The organism is Pseudanabaena yagii GIHE-NHR1 (assembly GCF_012863495.1).
Taxonomy (GTDB): domain Bacteria; phylum Cyanobacteriota; class Cyanobacteriia; order Pseudanabaenales; family Pseudanabaenaceae; genus Pseudanabaena; species Pseudanabaena yagii.
Window position 1 is genome coordinate 204310 of sequence record NZ_JAAVJL010000002.1, and the last position, 20653, is coordinate 224962.

Annotated in this window: 23 protein-coding genes; 12 read left to right on the top strand and 11 right to left on the bottom strand. The window is 43.3% G+C overall.

The annotated features are described in order from the left end of the window. The first annotated feature begins 88 nt into the window (after positions 1–88). The 5 genes from HC246_RS17765 (at position 89) to HC246_RS17785 (ending at position 4376) form a co-directional block, all read left to right on the top strand. The gene (locus HC246_RS17765; protein ID WP_169364800.1) at positions 89–664 is read left to right on the top strand and encodes a Uma2 family endonuclease; all 576 of its coding nucleotides are present in this window, start codon (positions 89–91) and stop codon (positions 662–664) included. A 242-nt stretch (positions 665–906) separates the two neighbouring features. Further along, complete coding sequence (locus HC246_RS17770) at positions 907–1329, top strand: Pepco domain-containing protein (protein ID WP_169364801.1); 423 nt, start codon at positions 907–909, stop codon at positions 1327–1329. A 4-nt stretch (positions 1330–1333) separates the two neighbouring features. Further along, the gene (locus HC246_RS17775) at positions 1334–2926 is read left to right on the top strand and encodes a GUN4 domain-containing protein (protein ID WP_169364802.1); all 1593 of its coding nucleotides are present in this window, start codon (positions 1334–1336) and stop codon (positions 2924–2926) included. Between the two features lie 611 nt (positions 2927–3537). Further along, entirely contained in the window at positions 3538–4017 is a 480-nt protein-coding gene (locus HC246_RS17780) for an REP-associated tyrosine transposase (protein WP_169364803.1), read from the top strand. A gap of 53 nt (positions 4018–4070) precedes the next feature. Further along, the gene (locus HC246_RS17785; RefSeq protein WP_169364804.1) at positions 4071–4376 is read left to right on the top strand and encodes a hypothetical protein; all 306 of its coding nucleotides are present in this window, start codon (positions 4071–4073) and stop codon (positions 4374–4376) included. 69 nt (positions 4377–4445) lie between these two features. On the opposite strand, the gene HC246_RS17790 is transcribed toward HC246_RS17785, so the two are convergent. Next, complete coding sequence (locus HC246_RS17790) at positions 4446–5708, bottom strand: M16 family metallopeptidase (protein WP_211167841.1); 1263 nt, start codon at positions 5706–5708, stop codon at positions 4446–4448. 58 nt (positions 5709–5766) lie between these two features. Continuing rightward, complete coding sequence (locus tag HC246_RS17795) at positions 5767–7083, bottom strand: M16 family metallopeptidase (RefSeq protein WP_169364805.1); 1317 nt, start codon at positions 7081–7083, stop codon at positions 5767–5769. Positions 7084–7320: 237 nt separating this feature from the next. Between HC246_RS17795 and HC246_RS17800 the strand changes: the two genes are divergently transcribed. Together HC246_RS17800 and HC246_RS17805 are read left to right on the top strand one after the other, a co-directional pair. Beyond that, positions 7321–7758: an NUDIX hydrolase gene (locus HC246_RS17800; protein WP_169365219.1), complete on the top strand. Its 438-nt coding sequence runs from the start codon at positions 7321–7323 to the stop codon at positions 7756–7758. A gap of 44 nt (positions 7759–7802) precedes the next feature. Further along, the gene (locus HC246_RS17805; RefSeq protein WP_169364806.1) at positions 7803–9161 is read left to right on the top strand and encodes a hypothetical protein; all 1359 of its coding nucleotides are present in this window, start codon (positions 7803–7805) and stop codon (positions 9159–9161) included. An 8-nt stretch (positions 9162–9169) separates the two neighbouring features. Here HC246_RS17805 and HC246_RS17810 read toward each other — a convergent pair whose 3' ends face one another. Further along, positions 9170–9574, bottom strand: coding sequence for a (2Fe-2S) ferredoxin domain-containing protein (locus HC246_RS17810; protein ID WP_169364807.1), 405 nt, complete (start codon positions 9572–9574; stop codon positions 9170–9172). Positions 9575–9681: 107 nt separating this feature from the next. Further along, a complete protein-coding gene (locus tag HC246_RS17815) occupies positions 9682–10263 on the bottom strand; it encodes a thylakoid membrane photosystem I accumulation factor (RefSeq protein ID WP_169364808.1) in 582 nt (193 codons plus the stop codon). A 299-nt stretch (positions 10264–10562) separates the two neighbouring features. On the opposite strand from HC246_RS17815, the gene HC246_RS17820 reads away from it, so the two are divergent. Both HC246_RS17820 and HC246_RS17825 read left to right on the top strand, forming a co-directional pair. Further along, a complete protein-coding gene (locus HC246_RS17820; RefSeq protein WP_169364809.1) occupies positions 10563–10778 on the top strand; it encodes a hypothetical protein in 216 nt (71 codons plus the stop codon). Beyond that, entirely contained in the window at positions 10762–11238 is a 477-nt protein-coding gene (locus HC246_RS17825) for a methyltransferase domain-containing protein (RefSeq protein ID WP_169364810.1), read from the top strand. The genes HC246_RS17820 and HC246_RS17825 overlap by 17 nt, the downstream gene beginning before the upstream one ends. A 71-nt stretch (positions 11239–11309) precedes the next feature. Here the strand turns inward: HC246_RS17825 and folE are convergent, their stop codons facing one another. Both folE and HC246_RS17835 read right to left on the bottom strand, forming a co-directional pair. Next, positions 11310–12074 (bottom strand): GTP cyclohydrolase I, encoded by a 765-nt coding sequence (gene folE / locus HC246_RS17830; protein ID WP_211167842.1) that lies wholly within the window; start codon positions 12072–12074, stop codon positions 11310–11312. Between the two features lie 778 nt (positions 12075–12852). Next, positions 12853–13599, bottom strand: coding sequence for an SDR family oxidoreductase (locus HC246_RS17835; RefSeq protein WP_211167843.1), 747 nt, complete (start codon positions 13597–13599; stop codon positions 12853–12855). 38 nt (positions 13600–13637) lie between these two features. On the opposite strand from HC246_RS17835, the gene HC246_RS17840 reads away from it, so the two are divergent. After that, positions 13638–14210 carry a hypothetical protein gene (locus HC246_RS17840; protein WP_169364811.1) on the top strand — a complete coding sequence of 191 codons (573 nt, stop codon included), beginning with the start codon at positions 13638–13640 and terminating at the stop codon, positions 14208–14210. Between the two features lie 39 nt (positions 14211–14249). Here HC246_RS17840 and HC246_RS17845 read toward each other — a convergent pair whose 3' ends face one another. After that, positions 14250–14774, bottom strand: a complete 525-nt coding sequence (locus HC246_RS17845) for a hypothetical protein (protein WP_169364812.1) — start codon at positions 14772–14774, stop codon at positions 14250–14252. A gap of 117 nt (positions 14775–14891) precedes the next feature. Between HC246_RS17845 and HC246_RS17850 the strand changes: the two genes are divergently transcribed. Then, complete coding sequence (locus tag HC246_RS17850) at positions 14892–15344, top strand: peroxiredoxin (protein ID WP_169364813.1); 453 nt, start codon at positions 14892–14894, stop codon at positions 15342–15344. A gap of 65 nt (positions 15345–15409) precedes the next feature. Continuing rightward, on the top strand, positions 15410–15790 hold the full coding sequence (locus HC246_RS17855) for an SH3 domain-containing protein (protein WP_169364814.1): 381 nt from the start codon (positions 15410–15412) through the stop codon (positions 15788–15790). A gap of 32 nt (positions 15791–15822) precedes the next feature. Here the strand turns inward: HC246_RS17855 and ispD are convergent, their stop codons facing one another. From ispD to HC246_RS17875, 4 genes are all read right to left on the bottom strand, one after another. Next, positions 15823–16509, bottom strand: a complete 687-nt coding sequence (ispD, locus tag HC246_RS17860; RefSeq protein WP_169364815.1) for a 2-C-methyl-D-erythritol 4-phosphate cytidylyltransferase — start codon at positions 16507–16509, stop codon at positions 15823–15825. 3 nt (positions 16510–16512) lie between these two features. Beyond that, positions 16513–16731 carry a DUF2839 domain-containing protein gene (locus HC246_RS17865; protein WP_169364816.1) on the bottom strand — a complete coding sequence of 73 codons (219 nt, stop codon included), beginning with the start codon at positions 16729–16731 and terminating at the stop codon, positions 16513–16515. A gap of 253 nt (positions 16732–16984) precedes the next feature. Continuing rightward, positions 16985–19360 carry a DUF5682 family protein gene (locus HC246_RS17870; RefSeq protein WP_169364817.1) on the bottom strand — a complete coding sequence of 792 codons (2376 nt, stop codon included), beginning with the start codon at positions 19358–19360 and terminating at the stop codon, positions 16985–16987. A gap of 2 nt (positions 19361–19362) precedes the next feature. Continuing rightward, on the bottom strand, positions 19363–20529 hold the full coding sequence (locus HC246_RS17875; RefSeq protein WP_169364818.1) for an ATP-binding protein: 1167 nt from the start codon (positions 20527–20529) through the stop codon (positions 19363–19365). Between the last annotated feature and the right edge of the window lie 124 nt (positions 20530–20653).

The window sequence follows — 20653 nt, forward strand, 5'->3', positions numbered from 1 at the left end:
TGAAAGCCCATCTGCGGTGGGCTTTCAAAAACATGACTCAGCGCTTGTGATAAAATCGGAATGTAGGCTCAAACCCTTACTGAGAACTATGAATGCTTTAACGATCAGCCTAGAGTCTGTAATCGATCTTACCGATGAACAGTTCTTTCAACTTTGTCGCAAAAATAGTGACCTTAGGTTCGAGCGCAATGCTCAAGGAGATATTACCGTCATGGCTCCAGAGGGTGGCGAAACAGGGATGCGTAGTGCTAGCATCACCACCGATTTAGGAATTTGGAATCGCCAAACTAAGTTAGGCGTTACTTTTGGCTCGTCCACAGGTTTTAAACTTCCTAATGGTAGCGATCGCTCTCCTGATGCCTCATGGATCTTGAAAGAGCGATGGGAAGCTTTAACGACCGAACAGCGATCACGATTTGCGCCAATTTGTCCAGACTTTGTGATTGAACTGATGTCGCCTAGTGATAACTTGAAGGTCACGCAAGCGAAGATGCAGGAATATCAAGACAATGGCGCAAGGCTAGGTTGGCTGATTAATCGCAAAGATCGCGAAGTGGAAATCTATCGTATTGGGAAGCCTAAGGACGTTTTGCAAAATCCGAGTTCTCTCTCTGGAGAAGATGTTTTACCTGAGTTTGTGTTGAGCCTTGCGGAAATTTGGTAACTGTCCCTGTCTTAAGTGATTTAGCTTCGACTTCGCTCAGCTAACGAGGCACTTAACAGTTAAAACTGTAGCTGTCCTAATTTAGCTTCGACTTCGCTCAGCTAATGAGGTGCTTAACATCAGTAACAATGTTGGCTGAGCGAAGTCGAAGCCATAATGACTTTAATCTTTAGTAAGCCCCTTAATTAAACATGAGAAAATAATGGATAATTACTAGAAATATGCAGTCTAGAGGCAAAAATATGCAAGAACAAAATTGGGGTGATGAGGAACTGTGGATTGTCACCGCTAGCTCACCAAATGTCCAAGAAAAACAAACAGGACAAAAAAGTCCAACTCGCGATTTTAATCCTTACGGTAGCTCCTCTAAAGCTACGGTATCAGGTGAGGAACTAAAAGAAAGTCGCGTCAAAGCAGAGACTTTAGCAGCACAAATGTCTCAGTTTGTGCGGGTAGTCAGTAAGGTGTTTGCAACTGTTGAGAAGCAGGTAGAGCCACAGGCGGGGCTGCAATTAGATGAGATTACCCTATCGGTGGAAATTAGTGGCGAGGGTGAATTTAAGTTACTGGGGACGGGTGGCAAGTTGGGTGGTAAAGGGGCGATCGAGTTAAAATTTAAGCGTGCTGAGTTACCCAAGGTTTCTAAGGCTTCGGAGACGGATTAAATCTATGGCGAGAAATTATGCGGTAATTGTTGGAATTAATGACTACGATGAGATTTCGCCTCTGAAGTATGCCAAAAGCGATGCTGAGAGGATGCGTGATTTTTTCATGCAGGATTTGGGCGTTAGTCCTGATGACCTGTACTTTTTTACTGATGATTCGCCGCGCAATGTTCAGGGGCGCAAGACTCAGCCGACCTATGGCACGCTTAAGTCTTTTTTAGGCGATCGCTTTGAAAACTCATTTCTATCCGCAGGGGATACGCTGTGGTTTTACTTTAGTGGTCATGGGATGCCCTGTGAGGGTCGGGATTATCTGTTGCCTAGTGATGGTAATCCGCGAACAATGCCTGCTTTGGGGATTGCGATTAGCGATGTGACGGAACGCTTGCGGCGGAGTGGGGCGGATAATGTGGTGATGTTGATTGATGCTTGTCGCAGTGATGGCGCGAAGAATGCGGGTATGGGCATCGGTGAGGAGAAGCAACAGGGTGTAATTACGTTCTTTTCTTGCAGTCCGTCGCAGGTTTCCTATGAGATTGATGAGATTGGGCAAGGGGCTTTTACGAATGTGTTGTTGGAGGCATTGAGGATTCAGGGTGAGGGGAATTGTGCGACGGTGGAGAGGTTTGCTAATTATTTGAAGGCGCGTGTGCCGCTGTTGACAAAAAGGTATAAGAATTATGTGCAGTCTCCCTATGTCAAGATTGAGCCTGAAACGAAGTTGCATTACATCCTATTGCCGAAGTTTGCGAATCTCTCGGATATTGCTTTGCTTAGAGAAAATGCACTTGAGGCTGAAAATGAGGGAGATTATGATTTAGCTTTTCAGTTATGGTTGCGGGTAAATGTTGCGGCAGGTGGGACGGATATTAAGGCTATTAAAGCTTTTCAGCGTTTGGCGAATAAGCAATCTGCTTCAAGTCCTCAGCCAAGGGACGCAGTTAGTTCTAGTGGTAGTAAAACTCCTTCATCACCGCAAGTTTCACCCCCTGCGGTTCCTAAAGAATTTCAGAGAGAAGTTATTGGCAGAAAAACTCCGCCAGTGTCACCAGTGCCAGAGGTCAAGAAAAATTCTGTGGAATTGGTGAGTGCGAAGGGGATTGACTATCGCGAGTTAGAGAAATTGCTGAAGGCAAAGGAATGGCGCAAAGCGGATGAACTGACGGCGAAACATATGCTGAAGGTGGCGAATCGAGAAAGTCAAGGTTATCTTGATGAGGCTTCAATTAATGCTTTTCCTTGCGAAGATTTGCGGACGATTGACCAATTGTGGGTGCATTACAGCAGTAGCAAATTTGGTTTTAGCATTCAGAAAAAACTCTGGCTGGAGTGCGGAGGCGAGATTGGGAAATATGACTATGAGGTATGGAAAAAATTTGCAGCAAAAGTTGGTTGGTATCATCCACAAAAAGATGACTGGAGGACGTATACTGAATTTATGAATGACACTAAGAATGCCCAAAACGCTCTCCCATCAAGCCTCCCGACGCTTGTGAGGAAAAATGTATATAGTGGTGAGTTTGTTGTTTGGGGGTGGGAGTGGGGTGCATGCGTGTTCTCTTCTCTCACATCGAGACTTGTGAAGTGTAACCCATAAGTCTTTTACACTTCTATTAAGATTTATAAACTGCCCTTTAGCTACGACATAATCAATATCCTAGAGATCCGTTACCTGTCACCAAACTCTTCTCCATTGCCACCGTCATTTTCCGAAAATTTCTGGCAAGCCACCTTGGGATCGTAACAATTTGCCATTACAAATTTTTCCGATAATTAATAATTAAGTGTAGGGGTAGAGCATTTGCGCCACTATCTCGCAACACTCCACCACAATCTTCATTCGCAAATGCTCTACCCTCTTCGCTATAAACAACAATTTATCCCTGAGGTTGAGATATGGTCAGTAAATGTTAGATATTTTGGGCAGTTCGAGATTTTTGGTAAATGGCGAAGGTTAAGGGCAGAGCATTCCCGATTTAGGCGGATCTAAGAATTCATAAATGGTTGCGGGAATGCTCTGCCCCTACGACCTACAAACAAATATTTTCCGTTCCTTGTGTCTTACCAACAATCCTCAAACCGCAGGGATAGGCGATATGTAACAGCGAAGAGGGTAGAGCATTTGCGTACAGAGATTTCCGTGATAATTTATAAATATTGGCGCAAATGCTCTACCCCTACATTTGGCATCTTTTCGGCATTTGATTTATGTCTTACAACCCCGAAATTCATCATCGGCGTTCTATCCGTTTACAAGGATATGACTATACAAACGCAGGAATCTATTTTGTAACCATCTGTTGCTATCAAAGACAGCATTTATTTGGAGAGATAGATAATGGAGAGATGAAAATAAATGCGATCGGTCAAATTGTCTCTAACCTGTGGCAAAAAATTCCTCAGCACTTTCCGAATGTAGAACTTGATGGATTTATTCTGATGCCCGATCATCTACATGGAATTATCATAATTTCCGAATCAAAGGAAAAATCCTCCTTAGCCAACATCATTCAAAACTTTAAATCTATTTCTTCTCGCAAAATCAACCGTATTAACAAAAGCTACGGCATATCAATTTGGCAACGCAACTATTACGAAAGGATTGTAAGGACTGAGCAGGAATTAAAAAACCTGCGTGAATACATTGAAAACAACCCAGCTAATTGGACAGATCGCGATACCGAATAAATCGAAATAATTCCCATAATTGCCGTAGGGGCAGAGCATTCCCACAGAAATTTATGATTTTGCAAATGTGTCTAAATTGGGAATGCTCTGCCCTAAACCTCCAACATACACCGAAAATCCCAAACCTCGTCCAAACCTTCAGCATTCACTCACAATCCCCAAACCGCAGGGATAATTTATCGATAAATGCCCAAAGGGTAGAGCATTTGCGTATTGAGATTTCGGTGGTAATTTGCGGACATTGCCGCAAATGCTCTACCCCTACGGCGATTGATTTCATAGTTCTCTCAGGGGCAGAGTATTCCTGTCACAATCTAGAAATTCTGCGATCGCCTCAAATTGGGAATGCTCTGCCCTAAGACTCCAAAATTTACTTCCCTAATGGGCTTTAAGAGAGTGTTTGATACGCAAACCCTAACTGACATGACTTACTGAATCTGTTTTAAAGCATCTTCAGAGCCAACCACAGAAATTGCGGGAGTCGTAAAATATTTTTGCGCCACATTTTGGACATCAGCCTCGGTTACTGCCTCGATCGCTTCGACAAATTTGCGATCGAATTCTAAGCCTAAGCCCATCACCTCGTACCAGCCGTATACTTGAGCAATTTGGCTATTAGTTTGCTTGCCGAGAGCATATTGTCCGAGTAACTTACTCTTGCAAGTGCTTAGTTCTTCAGTAGTAAGCGGAGTATGGGCTAAGCGTTCGCATTCATGGCGCAAACCTGCTAGAGCTGTACCTGTATTGTGAGAGGCAGTTCCCATATAGGCGACAAATTGCGAGGTTTCTAAACGGGTGGGATAAAATGCGGAAACTTCGTAGGCAAGTCCACGCTTTTCGCGCAATTCCACAAAGAGACGACTCGATAAACCATTACCTAAATAGGTGGAAATAATTTTGATAGCGGCATAGTCGGGGGAATGTACCGATGGTGCGGGATAGCCGATCATTACGATCGCCTGTTGGGTGTCCTGTTGATGGGTGACTAATAGGGGCTGAAAATTGGGGTTAGGGGTAGTAATTACAGTGGATTGGGGGGATTGCCAGTCACCAAAGGCTTCTTCGACAAGGGCGATCGCCTGTGCAGAGGAAATCTTACCAGCAATACTCACTACCATTTGATCGGGGCACAGATGCTGGTGGTGAAAGTCAACTAAATCTTCACGGGTAATGGCACTGACACTCGCCTCAGTACCTAAACTTGAAAACCCATAGGGATGATCGCCATACATCAAATGTTGCAAGCGATCGTAGGCAATTGTAAAGGGGCGCTCCTGCTGCGATCGGATTGATTGAATCGTCAAGCGCCTTTCAAGATCAAGTTCACTGCTGGGAAAACTTGGCGATCGCAAAATTTCCGAGCCTAAGAGCAACATGTCATGAAAATCTGAAGTAATGGTTTTCAATGACAGTACAAAATAATCGCTGGAAGCCTCAGTACCTAACGAAGCCCCGATAGATTCGACTTGCTCCGCAATTTCTAAGGAAGAATAGCGCTCTGTCCCGCGTGTCAGTAGTGAGGATGCTAAATGGGTAAGTCCAGATTTTGCTGGAGTTTCCACACGCTCACCACCTGCAAAAAAGCAACGCGCTGCAATAATGTCGGCAGTCGGATTTTCGGTGACTAAGACGACAATGCCATTAGATAGCACCAAGCGATCGCTAATTCGTTGTGAGACTGCTAGTGACAAAGTTCTCTCCCATAATATTAAAAGCGCTGCTTTGCAGCGCTTTTAATATTATCGATCATTAAGCAGGAACGGCACAGGTAACGATGTAATTTTCGAGGGAGAGATATTTTTTGACTAGATTTTGCAAATCCGATGGCTGTACCTTGCGAATGATGTCACAGTAGGCATTTGACCAATCCCTGCATAGCTCCTCGCAACCTAACAAGCTGTGATATCCCAAAAAATTAGCTAACTGACTTGGTGACTCCAACGCAAAGACAAATTGATTGCAGAGCGATCGCTTGGCTTTATTAAGTTCTGCCTCAGAGATCGGATGATTTTGTAAATCTTGCACCTGCTGGATAATTTTATGCTCCACCAATTCCAAATTTTCCGCATCCAGATATGCCGAAATTGTAAATAGTGCCGCCTCTTGTTGTAGAGCAAAGCTACCCGCAATGTCCTGCACCAAATCTGACTCCTCAAGCAATTCCCGCACTAAACGCGCCGATCTCCCCTCGGTCAAAATCATCGTCACCAACTCAAGCTGAATGGCATCCTCTAAATTGGCAACACTTGCGCCCATCCATGCCATATTCAGGCGGCTATGCTGCACCATCGGCAAGCTAATTGTGTCACGGCGCATAGTTGGTGTTGGCAAATTTTGAACAGGATTAGCATCATTAGAGATGTTTCTCAAAATATTTTTAGGAATATTGCGCGAAAAAGTATTCTGAGTAAAAGCTGAGTCTACAATTTTGATTACTTCCTCACGAGTTACGGCTCCCGAGATCGCCACAGTCATATTTTCAGGACGATAGTAGGTCTGATGATATTCCCGCATTTGATTAGCCGTGATCCCAGAAACTACTGCTTCAGATCCCAAGACCGAACGGCTATAAACGTGATCACCATAGGCAGTTTCCATGAGGTGCTGATAGGTAATCCAGTCGGGATCATCCATTGCTTGGCGCAATTCCTCAAGTACAACTAAACGCTCTTGCTCCAACTCCTGCTCATCGATCTTTGCCTCTAGCAACATTTGCGAGAGATAGGGCAAGGCGATCGCTAAACGATTAGCTGCCACCGTGAAGTTGTAATGGGCATAGTCGAGACTTGTCGCTGCGTTAGAAGTACCACCTTCAGACTCAATTACTAGATCAAATTCGCCCGCCGCGATCGCCTCAGTCCCCTTAAAAATCATATGCTCTAGGAAATGTGCCATCCCTAGACAGCTTGCGGGATCACTTGTTGCCCCTGCCTTTACCCACACATCAACGCTCACAACTGCGGATGCTGGCATCTCCTGATGCACGAGGGTAACTCCATTTCCCAATCTTAGAAAAGTCGCTTGAGACGATACTTTTGCTGCTAGGCGATCGCAGGTAATTGGCACAGTGATTAATTATTAAAAAATTCTTATGATTTCATTATGAAGCGTATCGATAAGTACATGGTATTCAATGCTACATAATTTCTTAAATAAAAATATCTAGCATTTTGCACCACAGCTTTTAATTATCGTCTTTAGGTGAAAAACTTGAGGATACACAAGCCAAAATGACGATATACACAATCTCCAACTTAATGAATTATGAGTAAAGAGATATCTTTACCTACTCCTGAGACAGATATGCGTTTAGTGGCGATCGCCATATTGCAATACCAAGATAAATTCTTAATGCAATTACGCGATGACATTCCTACCATCGTCCACCCTGGGGTTTGGACAATGTTTGGTGGACATCTAGAAGCAGGGGAAAATCCAGATCTAGGAATTTGCCGTGAACTACAGGAGGAAATTGGGTATATTCCCAAGCAGATTAGCTTTTTCCGAAGCTATTTAGGAGATCAGGTGCAACGTTACGTTTTTTACGGTGTTTTGGATGTAGGACTAGATCAGCTTGAACTCAATGAAGGCTGGGATATGGACTTTCTGTCGGCAGCAGAGATTGCTGGTGGTTCGCATTATTCACAACGAGCTTTACAAGAGCGTCCCCTTGCCCCCAGTCATCAACAGATCATGCTAGATTTTCTATCATCTTCAGAGAGCCGTATTAATATGTTGTAATGTGTGTGGTGCTTCGTGAAAGTTTTAAATGCGGAGAGGATTGGATGAGTATTGCAACGGATAAACAAAAATGCCTAGATTGCTTGGCAGAAGCAATCGCCGACCTGCAAGGTCAAGTTGACAAAGAGCAATTGACTAAAATCTCCAATTTGATCATTCAGACAATGACTGGTCCATGGCGATCGTTTCATACACCTAATCACATTTTTGAGGTAGGTGCTGGGGGAGATGCGATCGAAGTAATATCGGCATTATTTCACGATCTGGTTTATGTACAGGTCGATCAAGGCATCAGTGTTAATATCAGTCGTTATATTGCTCCCTACATCAAAGAAGATCGCGAGCAATTAGTAATCCTTGAGCCACCTGAACTCCAAGAAGATGCAGTTTTTCAAATGGTACTCATGCTATTTGGATTTAGTCATGGTCAGGCTTTACTCCCAATGTCTGGACAAAATGAGTTTCTCAGTGCACTCATTGCAGGAAAAGCTCTAGAAAACATTCTTCCTCTTCGCAGATTGACAGAGATTGCAGCTTGTATCGAAGCCACAATTCCATTCCGACCTCAACCAGCTTCAGGCTTAACTTCCTCTGATTTGCTTTTTGGACGATTAGTTAACGCGAATGAAGTATTTCAGTTGGGATGGGATGACGATGAAATTGCTGAAATCGTCAAACGTGCCGTGCGTCTGTCAAATCGAGATGTCGAGAACTTTGCCAGTCCTAATTCCTCGCATTTTCTCAACAATACTTGGAACCTAATTCCCGAAACCAATCACGATCTAAAAAATGTCAATTCCTATACGGTACATGGCTATCGAGTTTCCATGCAGAAAATGGAAGGATTTATGAACTTCCTTTCTCCTGAAATCGTGTTTCGCCGCTATCGCAATGAACCTGATGAGAAATCGTATTACAAGCTCCTTGCCCAAACTAAGCAAAATCTGGAAGTCTCTCGGCTGTACCTAGGCACGAAATTAACCTCGATCGCCATCTTAGAAGCCCTATCATTTCGGATTGGCGATGATATTCCCCTCTCAACAATGATGGGAGAGTTACCCCGCGAAGATAAGCCCGTGATTGGTTTAGAACAATTTCTGCCAGAGATTTCTGACCCCTATCTTCCTTCAACTCCCATCGAAGCAGAAGTGTTAGGACTATTGGAAAAAGGACGAACTGTTGATTCTAGCTACGATATCAAAAATTCCCCTGTTACTACTTTCATGGTCAAAGCGATCGGTTTTGCGGAAATGCAGCGCATGTTAGGACTTTCTAAGGAATTTTTTAAAGGTAACTTGACCCATGAGCAATTAATTGCCAATTGTGATAACTATGTGATCGAATCGATCAAGAATGCGGTAGTTCAGTTGTTTGACTCGCGTAAAGCTGCCCTTTCTCAATAGCGAATTCATCAACAGACAGGTGAATGTTCAATAAAGGCATAGTCAGTGACGACTTTGCCTTTAATTATATGCTCTTGCAATACTCGTTCTAATACCTCTGGAGTTGCAGAGTGATACCAAACACCATCGGGATAAACTAATAAAATGGGACCGCGATCGCATACTCGCAGACAATTAGCTTTAGTCCGAAAGATTTTTGTTTCTAGGTCAAGCTCTTTAAGACGACGTTTAAGATAGTCCCATGCTTGCAAACTTAATTCTTTTTGGCAGCAGATGGGTTTAGTTTGGTCTGCACAGAGAAATAAATGCTTTTCGATTTGAGGAATTGCTAAATTAGCCGCACGGATCGCGAGTTGCTGTTTGATAACCTCTAAATCTGTAATTACTTCTTCTGGATTAATATCTACATTCATGATTTCAGGCTCGCATTTACACACAATACTTGCAACAATTCTCTAACCAATGAAGATAGTCTGTGCTTTGCACAGACTATCTTCATTATTTGCATTAACGCAAATTCTTAGGGGTTTAGCTCGTTGATCACTTTGTCAGTTTTACGGAACTTCAGTTCAGGAGGAGCATCGGGTAAATCAAGCAAATCACGAATTGCTGAATCTAACTCTTCAAATCCGAAAATACCTTCGCGATCGAAGCTCACCTTACCATCACTACCAATTAAAACCGTTTGCGGAACTGTACCTCTATAGTAATAAGCCTCTTCATTTGGGCTATAGTTCTGCTTCTGCAAGTCCAAGCTATCCACAGGAATCGCAATTAAACTCAGACTTTTGCCGTAAAATCCTTGTGCGAGGTTAAGGATGGGCGAAAAACGCTTACAGTCAGCACTATCATCAACATAAAACACGACCATTGCAGGGCGACCTAGCTGAAGTGATTGGTCTAGGGTGATCCGAGGCGGCACAATTGAACCATTACCGCCATAAAGCGCAAATATATTGCCATCGTAGGTATCATCTGTGAGTTTCGCTTGGACAGGTTGAGCATTACCAAATACTGTTCCTAATAATATGCTGAGGCTTATACAACTCGCGATCGCTACACAAAGTCCTAAATAAAAAGATTTCTTCAGCCAGTTTTTCATCGTCTTTAAATATAAACTCTTTTTAAACCACTATATGAGGTTAGCGTAAAGCTCACCATAAATCACAGCTTTAGACTGATTCATAAGACAAATACTATGGACATTCATAAGCCCAAAACTATAAATTGTTGAATAATTACCATCTAATTTTTAGTTGATTATTTAGTCTAATAGTTTATTAAAGCTTAATAAGCTATTAGACTAATAACAAGGTAATTATAATATCAAGAACACTTTAATCAAGACTAGAGTTGCTTCATGATAGGATTATTTAGATTTAGTTTTTATTAGTTGAACCTATGAAATCGATTGTAGCTTTTTTAAACAAAATACTCTCTAAACTGCCCACACTAAGAGATTATGAAATTAAATTAAAATACTCTAGTTTTGACGACGAAAAATTTTATCAACAAACAAACGGGATTGAGATTCTTGACACTCACAAATTAACAAGAATTAACTATGCTTGTGGTTTAGATTACGTTAAAGGATGGCTAAATGTTGATTCAGTATGATCCACAATACAAGAGGGGAGGGGAGGATTGTCTATACCGTCAAGTCAATTTAATTGCTAAACATCCTTTTCCAGACAACTACTTTGAATTTGGTTTCGCCGAGGATTTTTTAGAACATATTCATCAAGATGATTCTATTGTTTTTTTAGCTGAATGCTATCGAACTTTAAAATTTGGAGGGGTACTACGTCTATCTTTCCCTGGTCTAGAGGGGGTTTTAGAGAAGCATTATACCGAAATTAATTATAGAAACATTTTAAAGGCAAAAAAAGAGGCATACACTATGTATGACCATCTACATTTTTATTCTAAAGATGAACTTAGATTAGTAGCTAAACATATTGGCTATCGAGAAGTAAATTTTGTAGAGTATGGAGTTTCAAAATTTTCAGATCTTAATGGGCTAGATAATAGAGATGGTCAAATTGGCTTGAACACGTACGTTGAGTTAATCAAGTAGTGTGTTTTAGTGATAGAGGAGAATTCTTGGATTCTCCTCTATCACTAATTAAGACAACCTAAGCAAACCAATTAGTTGCCAAAGCCATGGGCGCGAATGAGATCGAAAAATTCTTTTTTCATATGTGGGTCATTGCGGAATGAGCCACGGACGATTGAGTTTACCATCTGGGTTTCTGGTTCCTTGACTCCCCGCCATGTCATGCACATATGCTGAGCTTTGATTACAAAGGCTAGTCCCTTAGGCTTGATCAGTTGTTCAATTGTATCTGCAACCATGATTGCTGCTTCCTCTTGGATATGAGGACGGCTCATTACCCAATCTACGATGCGGTTAAATTTGGAAATACCAATCACGCGATCGCTAGGGACAATGCCAATCCATGCTTGTCCCACGATGGGTACAAAGTGATGTGAGCAAGCGGAACGGACAGTAATTGGACCAAGGGTATAGATTTCGTCTAGTTCTTTGGCATTGGGGAAGTCAGTGACCTTGGGCATGGGGTGATAGCGTCCTTTAAAGACCTCATCCACATACATTTTGGCAACACGTTTTGCCGTTTCTTTGGTGTTGTGATCGTTCGCAGTATCAATAATTAGAGAATCAAAAACGCCTTGCAACTTAGCCTCGATTTCCTTTTTTAGCTCTTCACGCTCGATGTCACTGATGTGATGTGAGATCGAATCATTAGCAAAATAAGGATCTCCAGCCGCTATGATGCGATCGCGAATAATTTGCGAGATAGCTTTTCTGGTGGGTAGAGGTTCGAGGACTTTTGCGCTTTTGGAATCGTTCTCAGAATTGTTGGTAATAGGGCGGGAGATACTGATCGTCATGGTGTGATACTTACTAGATATCCAGTGATTTAACTTAAAACTGAGGAAGCGAAAAAAATACCGAGGAAACAGTAATTAAACATCAAAATTTTGTGTTTGAGCTTGATTCAAATACGCCTGCATAAAAAGGTGATTGATCAGCATTTCAAACTAGAAAATTTAATATATTCTCCCATATTTGCAGATCTGTGGAGGTTATCGCTTCTCTCAATAGATTGAACTTTTTCAATCGTAATTTAACATTCCTATATAATTCTAGACTATTCTTTACTATCTTCAGGGGCTAAAAGCTAGAATCTGTGGCTAAATGCACCGATCTCTCTAGTTTGGATATTTTAATTACTGTGATAATGGAAAATTATATTTTTCAGTTGGAAGAAATTCTGGACAACTATTAAAAATGTGATCAAGAAGACTTTGTATCCTCTATCACTCATAAAAATGGAATTGTCATTAATTTATCAATAGATAGCCTTAAAACTTGCATATCTATAGACAAATAGTTATGAATATTTCTTGAATAAGTGTATTTACTAAAAAAATTAGCAATCATGTTTAAAGCGATCGCTCAACCTCAGAACACTATTATAACGGTTTGCATTTAGCCTAAGTCGCTAATAAAAATGTCCCACTCAATTTATCTAGCTTCGAGTTCGCTCAGCTAACGTTGGCTGAGCGAACTCGAAGCTACAGGTTTTAGCTATGTTTTCAAATGAGTATGCACTCAATCCAAGATGATGATTGACGGCACTTCGTGCCGTCAATCATCTCTTGGATTTTAGAAAACACCTGCATTAGGCATTAATACAAGGTCATTGATAATCGCATCTTCTGGAAGATTTACCAAAGTCATAATCGATTCTGCGACTGTGGCTGGTGTGAGCATAGCAGCACGATTAAAGCTGGGGGGGACTTTATCGCCTAGAGTATCCCATAGTCCTGTGTTGACGGAACCAGGGCAAATGGACATGACTTTGATGCCATGAGGCTGCTCTTCGGCGGCAACTGACTGTGTTAAGCCCAAGAGCGCAAATTTACTGGCGCAATAGGCTCCCCAGTTGGGAAATCCTTGTTTTGCCGCGATGGAGGCAACGTTGATGATTGTGCCGCTTTTTTGCGATCGCATTGTCGGCAAGACAGCCTGTAAGCATTGGAAGACACTGGTGAGATTCAGATCCAATAGTTTTTGCCATTCCCCAAGGGGCATATCAATCAGTTCACCAATATAGGCGCTGCCTGCATTATTGATCAAAATGTCGATACCACCCAGATCGGTGATGATTGCTTGGATTTGCGATGATACTTTGGTGGTGTCACCTAGATCAATGGCATATCCTTTAGCATTAGATTCTGGGGGTAATTCACTTAAAATGCGATCAGGATTGCGGCTAACTAAAGCTACCTGTACGCCTTCTTGAATGAGTCGTAGCGACACTTCTTTACCAATGCCACTACTGGCTCCAGTAACAATCGCTCGCTTACCCGTTAATTTTCCTGCTAATTTAACTGATACTGTATCTGACATGGTTTAACTTGTTTTCCCTTAGTCTATTGCAAAAGTCGATGTCAAAAAAAGTGGGCTGGAGCTTTTGGTGGCTATGGACAATCGCTCACGTTATTGGAAGTGCGCTTTTGCCATTGCTAGTTTGGCAAGATCCTTACGATCTGCGATCGCGTATTTTCCTCAATGAAATTCTACAGGGGATTGGGATTGCCTTTGCTCAGTCCATAGTTTTGCGCGATCGCTTTACCAAAGAGGGTTGGTGGTTACCTTTAACCTTAATTGGTTGGACAATTGGTATGACATTAATCTTTTTTGTGCCATCCCTATCAATCCATAACCATTTAGCCAACTTTCCCCCAATCACAATTTTGCTGAGTGACTTTGCAATCATTGGGGCGATTGTGGGTATTTGCCAATGGCAATTGCTCAAACCATTTCGCTCAGGTGGTTTATGGTTATTGGCAAGTACGATCGCCTTGTCAGTGAGTGTAGTGGGGCTACAACTGGGCTACATGGCAAAATCAGCCGTATTAGCAACAGCTTTGCAAGGCGCAATCTATGGTGCAATTACAGGATTAGCGGCAATAAAAGTTTTGCGATCGCCCAAAATATTACCTAAAGCTCGAAAGTAATGAAGTGCGGCGCAGGGCAACGCATTTCACTACTTTCGATTATTCAGATGCTGCCTCTACAAATCGCAGATCGCGTTTTAAGAAAGTTTTTTCGCCTGAGTCAGTCTCCACTGTTGCTCGAATGAGGCTAGTTTTAATGACTGATAGCTTTGCCATGTAGTAGGGGCTATCGGGTTCCAAAATTAAGACGCGATCGCCAACCTGCAAAGGTCGAATTGTCGGAATAGGCATAGCTCTTTTGCTATCAGATTCTTCGGCAAGATTATCTTTGGGTGAATATTCCGATGATTCAGAGGATGAAACCCGATCTTTAATCAGACTTTCTACATATTGCTTAAGCTTGCGTTCTAGATTTAGCTCTAATGCTAAAAAACGATCCTCCTCTTCATTTTGTTGAGAAATCTCCTCAAGAATGTACTGTAAGCCCTGAATTACTAGCTCTGTCTCTGTTTTACCAGTTGTGCTGACTTTTGCTAACAAAGCCGTATAAAGTTCACTAGGTATTTCTATGGTTAACGAATGATTAGTCAGAGAATTAGTTGGTGGTGGATTGAGGCTTTCCATGATAGAGACTTTTATGATGGGGATTGTTGATAAGATGATGGTTGGCTATGCAACAAATGTTATATCCAGTCTAAATCCCAAATCAAAACCACATCAAAAGGTAACGCAGGAAACTCTATGTCTGTCGAAGTCGGTCAAAAAGCTCCAGATTTTACTTTGCCTAGCGATCGCGGCGACATTACCCTCAGCCGCTATGAAGGTAAAGCCAATGTTGTACTTGCCTTTTATCCGGGGGACTTTTCTCCACTCTGCACTAGTGAGATGCAATGCTTTGCCGATGATTGGACAAAGTTTCGTGAAGCTGGGGCAGAGATTCTCGGTATTAGTACTGACCCCATTGATAAGCATATTTCTTTTTCTAAAAAGTTAGGTTTGCAGTTTCCCCTCCTCAGCGATCGCAATCAAGAGGTCTGCAAGAAATATGGTGTAGCTGGTTTATTTGGTAGTAAACGAGCCTACTGCATTATTGATATTCATGGCATCGTACGTTATAAACACATTGAATTTTTACCAGTTTTCAAGCGTGAAGATTCGGAACTCTTAGTCGTATTGAGAAGTCTTAAATCTTAAGCTGAAGCTCCAGAGCGTAAAGGATTAATCATCTTCAGCTTATAAATCAGTTGGGGATGTTACCTATGAAATCTGTGAAAATTTGCTCTCTAATACTTGCAGAGATCACCGCTTTAATTACTTTTGTGCCGCAATTTACTGCCAGTGCCAGCGCTCAATCTGTTACCGATAAAAGCTGTGTTGCCGATGTCATCGGAGAAGATATCGGTTCACAGGTGAATATTCGTTCTGGCGCAGGTACTATTTTTAGTGTGATTGGCACTGTATCGGTAGGTAATCGTGTAATTGTAGTCAATGATGATCAAGACAAAAGTGGCGTTGTATCTCCCTTTAAGCGCACCGATAGCCAAGGGGATGTTTGGTATCTCACAACGAGATTGAGACAAAGTCCTTACAAAGGATGGATAAGAGCCGATTTCTTAAAACTAAATTGTCCTTATCCTTAAAAAACAAAGGGAGCGTAAAGCGCTCCCTTTGTTTATGATTGGCGCTGTTTCAAAATAAATTCAGCGATCGCTAAATCTTGAGGAGTTGTAACCTTGAGATTAGTTTCTTCACCCATCACAATTTTCACTTCTAAACCAACCTTCTCAAATAAAGCCGCATCATCAGTGACTTCCCAACCTAAATCAACGGCTGTCAGATGGGCATTTTTGAGTAAATCCACTTGAAAACCCTGAGGAGTTTGGGCTGCCCAGAGATGATCGCGATTGGGTGTATCGACAATGGTTTGCCCATCGACAATTTTAATCGTGTCCTTAACTGGCACAGCAGCGATAAAGCCCTGCATCGTCTGCAAAGACTCATCACAGCGATCAAACAGTTCAGGAGTTGCTAGACATCTCGCTCCATCATGAATTAAGACGCGATCGCCATCAGTTGGTAAGGCTTTTAATCCATTAAATACGGAAGCTTGGCGCGTATCTCCCCCTTGGATGAGGCGAATCGGTTTGGTGGTATTGAGTCTATTAAATATTTTCTGAAACTCAGGATAGTCATGGGGTTGAGCGATGACACCAATCCAAGAAATCGCTGGAGATGCGATCGCTGCTTCGAGAGTCCATTGCAAAATTGGTTTGTCGAGTAGGGGCAATAGCAATTTATTGCGATCGGCTCCCATGCGTTTGCCACTACCCGCCGCAGGAATTAATAAATAACAGGTCATAGGTTAGTCAGCCAAGTGCCACCAGCCAAAGGCGGGACCAATAAAGCGGATCGTTACCCAAATGGCTACAGTGACACCAATGCCATACCATGCCCCCTGTGTGGAAACTTTTACAAATGCTTCGGCTTTATCTTTGGTTACAAAGGGTATCCAAGAGGCGATCGGCTCAGCTTTACCATAGTTCTCACCCAACACATCTTTGCGGCGCTTTGACTCACCCATAAGTTTTGCTCCTAAACTCACAATTCCTCTAATAATATCAGTTGATACAGCCTGTTAAAACCAGAGAAATTTTGAGAAGCATGGCTTTGCCATGCTTCTCAAAATTTCTCTGGTTTTAATATCAAACAAGTTTTAGGCTCTTGCAGATAAAAAATGTCTCACCAAAGTTATCTAGCTTCGGCTCCGCTCAGCTAACGTTCGACTTCGCTCAGCTAACGTTGGCTGAGCGGAGTCGAAGCCAGAGATACTTTAATTAATGGTAATTAATGCCCAGTAATTGCGCGATCGCAGGTAAAATTGCCTCAGCTCTTTGAATATCGAGATTGGAGAAATTAGAATCGCTACTTACGGTGATTTGATTTGATTGATTGCGTTTGACCCGTTCTCCCATCTGGCGGCGTTCTGGCGAGGGGAAAGTGGCAAAGGTGCGGCGGAGTAATGGCAAAACTAAATCAAAGGTATCCGTTGAAAGTTTTGTGACCCAGTTATCGAGAACTTGCCAGAGGCGATCGTCATGGAGCAGGACTAAACCACTACCCTTGAGTAAACCTTCTAACCATGCGGCGGCTTGGCTCGGTTCATTGGCTAGGGATAGAAATAGCCCCATGCGCATTTCTACATCGTTGGCGGTAAATACACCTGCATCGAGAAGTAAGCGACAACAGCAACCCGCTAGCAGTCCATGCAGTCCCGATTGATCGGCGAGTTGAGAGAGAACACCATGCCATGCTTCCGCATATTCAGAATTTTGTAAGAGCAGGATTGCCCGATTAACTGCGATCGCTAACTCATACATCGCGGCAGCAGCTTCATCGTTGAGGGAAGCACAAGCAACGGGCAGACCCACACAAATGCGGGTAATTAAGCCATCCATCACTTGAGCAACAATATTGGTATCGATTTGGCGGACATTGCCATAGCGGAGGAGATTGGCGAGGGATGGGACGGCTTGCATCAGGTGAGAGATATCGGCAGCGATCGCCGCTTCCGCTTGGAGACGCACCATCAAGTAACTAGCTGCATCACCAAGATTCGCTAGCAGAACTTTATCGACTAGTTTGGTGAGAGTCGGTAAATCCTTGGCTTCGTTGGCTTGATTACGGGTAAAAGCCGTAGCCGCTTCGATAAGCGTTTGTCCCCATACTCCTGCCTCAACTAATCTGACCGCAAATTCTGGTTCCCATTGCAATTGCCAAGGTTCTTTAAAGGTTCCTTTGCTAGTGCTGTACTGGGTTCTGCCCCAAGGAATATTGAGCAAGGCTAAGCGATAGAGTAAGTGCGATCGCTCTAAATCGTTGGCATTACGCAGATCTAGCTCTAGGGTTTTGGTATCGGGCTTGAGGCGGAGCCGCTTTTGCTGACGGATTAAGTCCTGTTGCAACGGAACCATCGGCGTATCGTCAGGGACTTTGCCCATGCGATCGCCCACAATCAATTCCTGATGAATGAACTGCATCGGTAAGGGATCGCCAAAACACAGCACTGATTGAATTGCTTCGTTGAGTTCGGGCAATCCTGCTAAGGGGCGATCGCGCATTGCCGATAATGCTTCTGCGAGGCGCACTGATTCGATCACACTTGCGGAAGAAGCATCAATATCTTTGGTGCGTAAAAGTCTGGCGACGCGAGTAATCCAACGAATTGCGACTTGGCTAGAACTATGATGGAAGTTATGCCAGAGATGGTCATACCAGCCGGGGGAAACTACGCCAGCACCATAACCACTAGCGATCGCTAATCTTCCATACGTCCAAGGAATCCAAGTTGCTTCTACTTTGATCTTGGGTAATCCTTTGAGAATTGCAGTATCATTCTTAGCAGGTGGCAAATTCACCAGAGCAGGGGCGTGCCAAGCACCACAGACGACAGCGATGCGTTCTTTGCCTTCAGTGATAGCAGCACGGATGGTTTGCCGCATATGCGCCTCACGCTGTTGTTCGAGTAGGCGATCGGCGGGAATTTCTGACAAATCTTCGGCAGCATCTAATTCTTCTCTTAAAGCCGTCATCGCTTCTAAAATCGCCGCAAACAGTTCATGACTATCGCGCCGATGTTCCACCATATATTCCCACCAGCGCTCACCATCGCTAAAGCCTGCCGCTTCCGCTAGCCAACCAAGGGGATCTTGGCGATAAAGTCTTAAATCAGATTCAGGAATTACTTGGGGAGCTACTTCAGGACTTGATTCAGAATTTGGTGCAACATCTTCTGAAGAACTTATTTCTGATTCTGGATTAACCTCTGTTTGTTCTTTCTCTTTAATCGCCAAACGATGGGATTGGGGTAAATCCATAAACTTGATCGGAATATCCCGCTCTAAGCCATAGCGAATCGCTTGCCATTCTGGAGAGAAGATGGCAAAGGGGTAATAGACGGAATTTTCGGGGCGATCGCTGGCATAGATGAGAATGGCAACAGGGGGCTGCATTTCCTCTCTGATCACAAAAGGCAACAGGGCTTGAGCATCGGGCGGTGCTTCAATCAGGATGGCATCAGGTTGCAATTGTTCGAGGGCTTGGCATAAACTCCGCGCCGAACCAGATCCATGATGGCGAATGCCGAAAATATGGACTTTATCGGTATTATTTTTAGAGCTAGTAGAACTAGAGGCTTGGCGATCGCTCTTCAAGTTTAATCAACCTCCCGACAAGCGCGATACAAGTCTTTCCAGTTGTCCCGTTCCTTCACCACCGTTTCTAAATATTCTTTCCAAACAAGCTGATCCTGTACGGGATCTTTGACTACTGCGCCGATCAGGCTAGAGGCAACATCTCCAGCCCGTAAGTAACCATCGCCAAAGTGAGCCGCCAGCGCTAAACCACTATTCACTACGGAAATTGCTTCGGCAGTGCTGAGAGTGCCACTGGGGGATTTGAGCTTGGTTTTGCCATCACTGGTCACACCATTTCGCAGTTCACGAAAAATGGTGACAATGCGACGTACTTCTTCGAGGGCAGGAGGTTCGGCGGGTAATTCGAGGGCACGACCGAGGCTTTCTACGCGACTCTGGACAATCTCCACTTCTTCATCGGCACTATCGGGTACTGGCAAAATCACGGTATTAAAGCGCCGCTTTAACGCACTAGATAGCTCATTCACGCCGCGATCTCGATTATTCGCAGTGGCAATCACATTAAATCCCCTTGTGGACTGCACTTCCGAATTCAGTTCAGGAATTGGTAAAGTCTTTTCCGAAAGAATCGTAATCAAAGTATCTTGGACATCGGAAGGAATGCGGGTTAGTTCTTCTACTCTGGCGATTTTGCCATCTGCCATCGCTCGCATCATCGGACTCGCCACTAGTGCCGCCATCGAGGGACCATCGGCTAGCAATCTGGCATAGTTCCAGCCATAGCGAATTACTTCTTCGCTAGTTCCTGCTGTGCCTTGAATCAATAATGTGGAATCCCCAGAAATAGCGGCGGCTAAATGTTCAGACACCCAAGATTTGGCGGTTCCCGGAACTCCAAAGAGGAGCAGGGCGCGATCGGTGGTGAGGGTAGCGATCGCAATTTCAATGATGCGCTTGTTGCCAATATATTTCGGAGAAACCTCAAAGCCGTTATCTAGCTTGCCACCAAGGAGATAGGTAGACACTGCCCAAGGCGATAGCTTCCAATTGGGAGGACGTTGTTTTGTATCGATCTTGGCTAGTTCTGCTAACTCTTCCGCAAATTGACTTTCGGCATGTTCACGCAGTAGGGTTGATACAGAGGTAGTTACTGTTGTGGCTACTTCGGTATTGTCTACTTTTGCCTTGGCAGTTTTAGCAGTTTTGGCTGGTTTTTCCGTATTCATAGAAATATACGATCAAGGGAGTTAAGTTCCCTTTAGTCTTTTGATCTGGTTCATTTTAACAAAATGTTTGGAATGATGAGCAATGATTCCAGTTATTTACAGAATTTCATATCTATGGTGATGC

Bases quoted from the DNA above. Each gene is read 5' to 3' on its own strand.
- HC246_RS17850 (WP_169364813.1), top strand. From the start codon at position 14,892: ATGTCTGTCGAAGTCGGTCAAAAAGCTCCAGATTTTACTTTGCCTAGC.
- HC246_RS17835 (WP_211167843.1), bottom strand. From the start codon at position 13,599: ATGTCAGATACAGTATCAGTTAAATTAGCAGGAAAATTAACGGGTAAG.
- HC246_RS17865 (WP_169364816.1), bottom strand. From the start codon at position 16,731: ATGGGTGAGTCAAAGCGCCGCAAAGATGTGTTGGGTGAGAACTATGGT.
- HC246_RS17780 (WP_169364803.1), top strand. From the start codon at position 3,538: ATGTCTTACAACCCCGAAATTCATCATCGGCGTTCTATCCGTTTACAA.
- HC246_RS17775 (WP_169364802.1), top strand. From the start codon at position 1,334: ATGGCGAGAAATTATGCGGTAATTGTTGGAATTAATGACTACGATGAG.
- HC246_RS17845 (WP_169364812.1), bottom strand. From the start codon at position 14,774: ATGGAAAGCCTCAATCCACCACCAACTAATTCTCTGACTAATCATTCG.
- HC246_RS17770 (WP_169364801.1), top strand. From the start codon at position 907: ATGCAAGAACAAAATTGGGGTGATGAGGAACTGTGGATTGTCACCGCT.
- ispD (WP_169364815.1), bottom strand. From the start codon at position 16,509: ATGACCTGTTATTTATTAATTCCTGCGGCGGGTAGTGGCAAACGCATG.
- HC246_RS17815 (WP_169364808.1), bottom strand. From the start codon at position 10,263: ATGAAAAACTGGCTGAAGAAATCTTTTTATTTAGGACTTTGTGTAGCG.
- HC246_RS17810 (WP_169364807.1), bottom strand. From the start codon at position 9,574: ATGAATGTAGATATTAATCCAGAAGAAGTAATTACAGATTTAGAGGTT.
- HC246_RS17785 (WP_169364804.1), top strand. From the start codon at position 4,071: ATGATTTTGCAAATGTGTCTAAATTGGGAATGCTCTGCCCTAAACCTC.
- HC246_RS17765 (WP_169364800.1), top strand. From the start codon at position 89: ATGAATGCTTTAACGATCAGCCTAGAGTCTGTAATCGATCTTACCGAT.
- HC246_RS17800 (WP_169365219.1), top strand. From the start codon at position 7,321: ATGCGTTTAGTGGCGATCGCCATATTGCAATACCAAGATAAATTCTTA.
- HC246_RS17855 (WP_169364814.1), top strand. From the start codon at position 15,410: ATGAAATCTGTGAAAATTTGCTCTCTAATACTTGCAGAGATCACCGCT.
- HC246_RS17825 (WP_169364810.1), top strand. From the start codon at position 10,762: ATGTTGATTCAGTATGATCCACAATACAAGAGGGGAGGGGAGGATTGT.
- HC246_RS17805 (WP_169364806.1), top strand. From the start codon at position 7,803: ATGAGTATTGCAACGGATAAACAAAAATGCCTAGATTGCTTGGCAGAA.
- HC246_RS17820 (WP_169364809.1), top strand. From the start codon at position 10,563: ATGAAATCGATTGTAGCTTTTTTAAACAAAATACTCTCTAAACTGCCC.
- HC246_RS17840 (WP_169364811.1), top strand. From the start codon at position 13,638: ATGTCAAAAAAAGTGGGCTGGAGCTTTTGGTGGCTATGGACAATCGCT.
- folE (WP_211167842.1), bottom strand. From the start codon at position 12,074: ATGACGATCAGTATCTCCCGCCCTATTACCAACAATTCTGAGAACGAT.
- HC246_RS17875 (WP_169364818.1), bottom strand. From the start codon at position 20,529: ATGAATACGGAAAAACCAGCCAAAACTGCTAAAACTGCCAAGGCAAAA.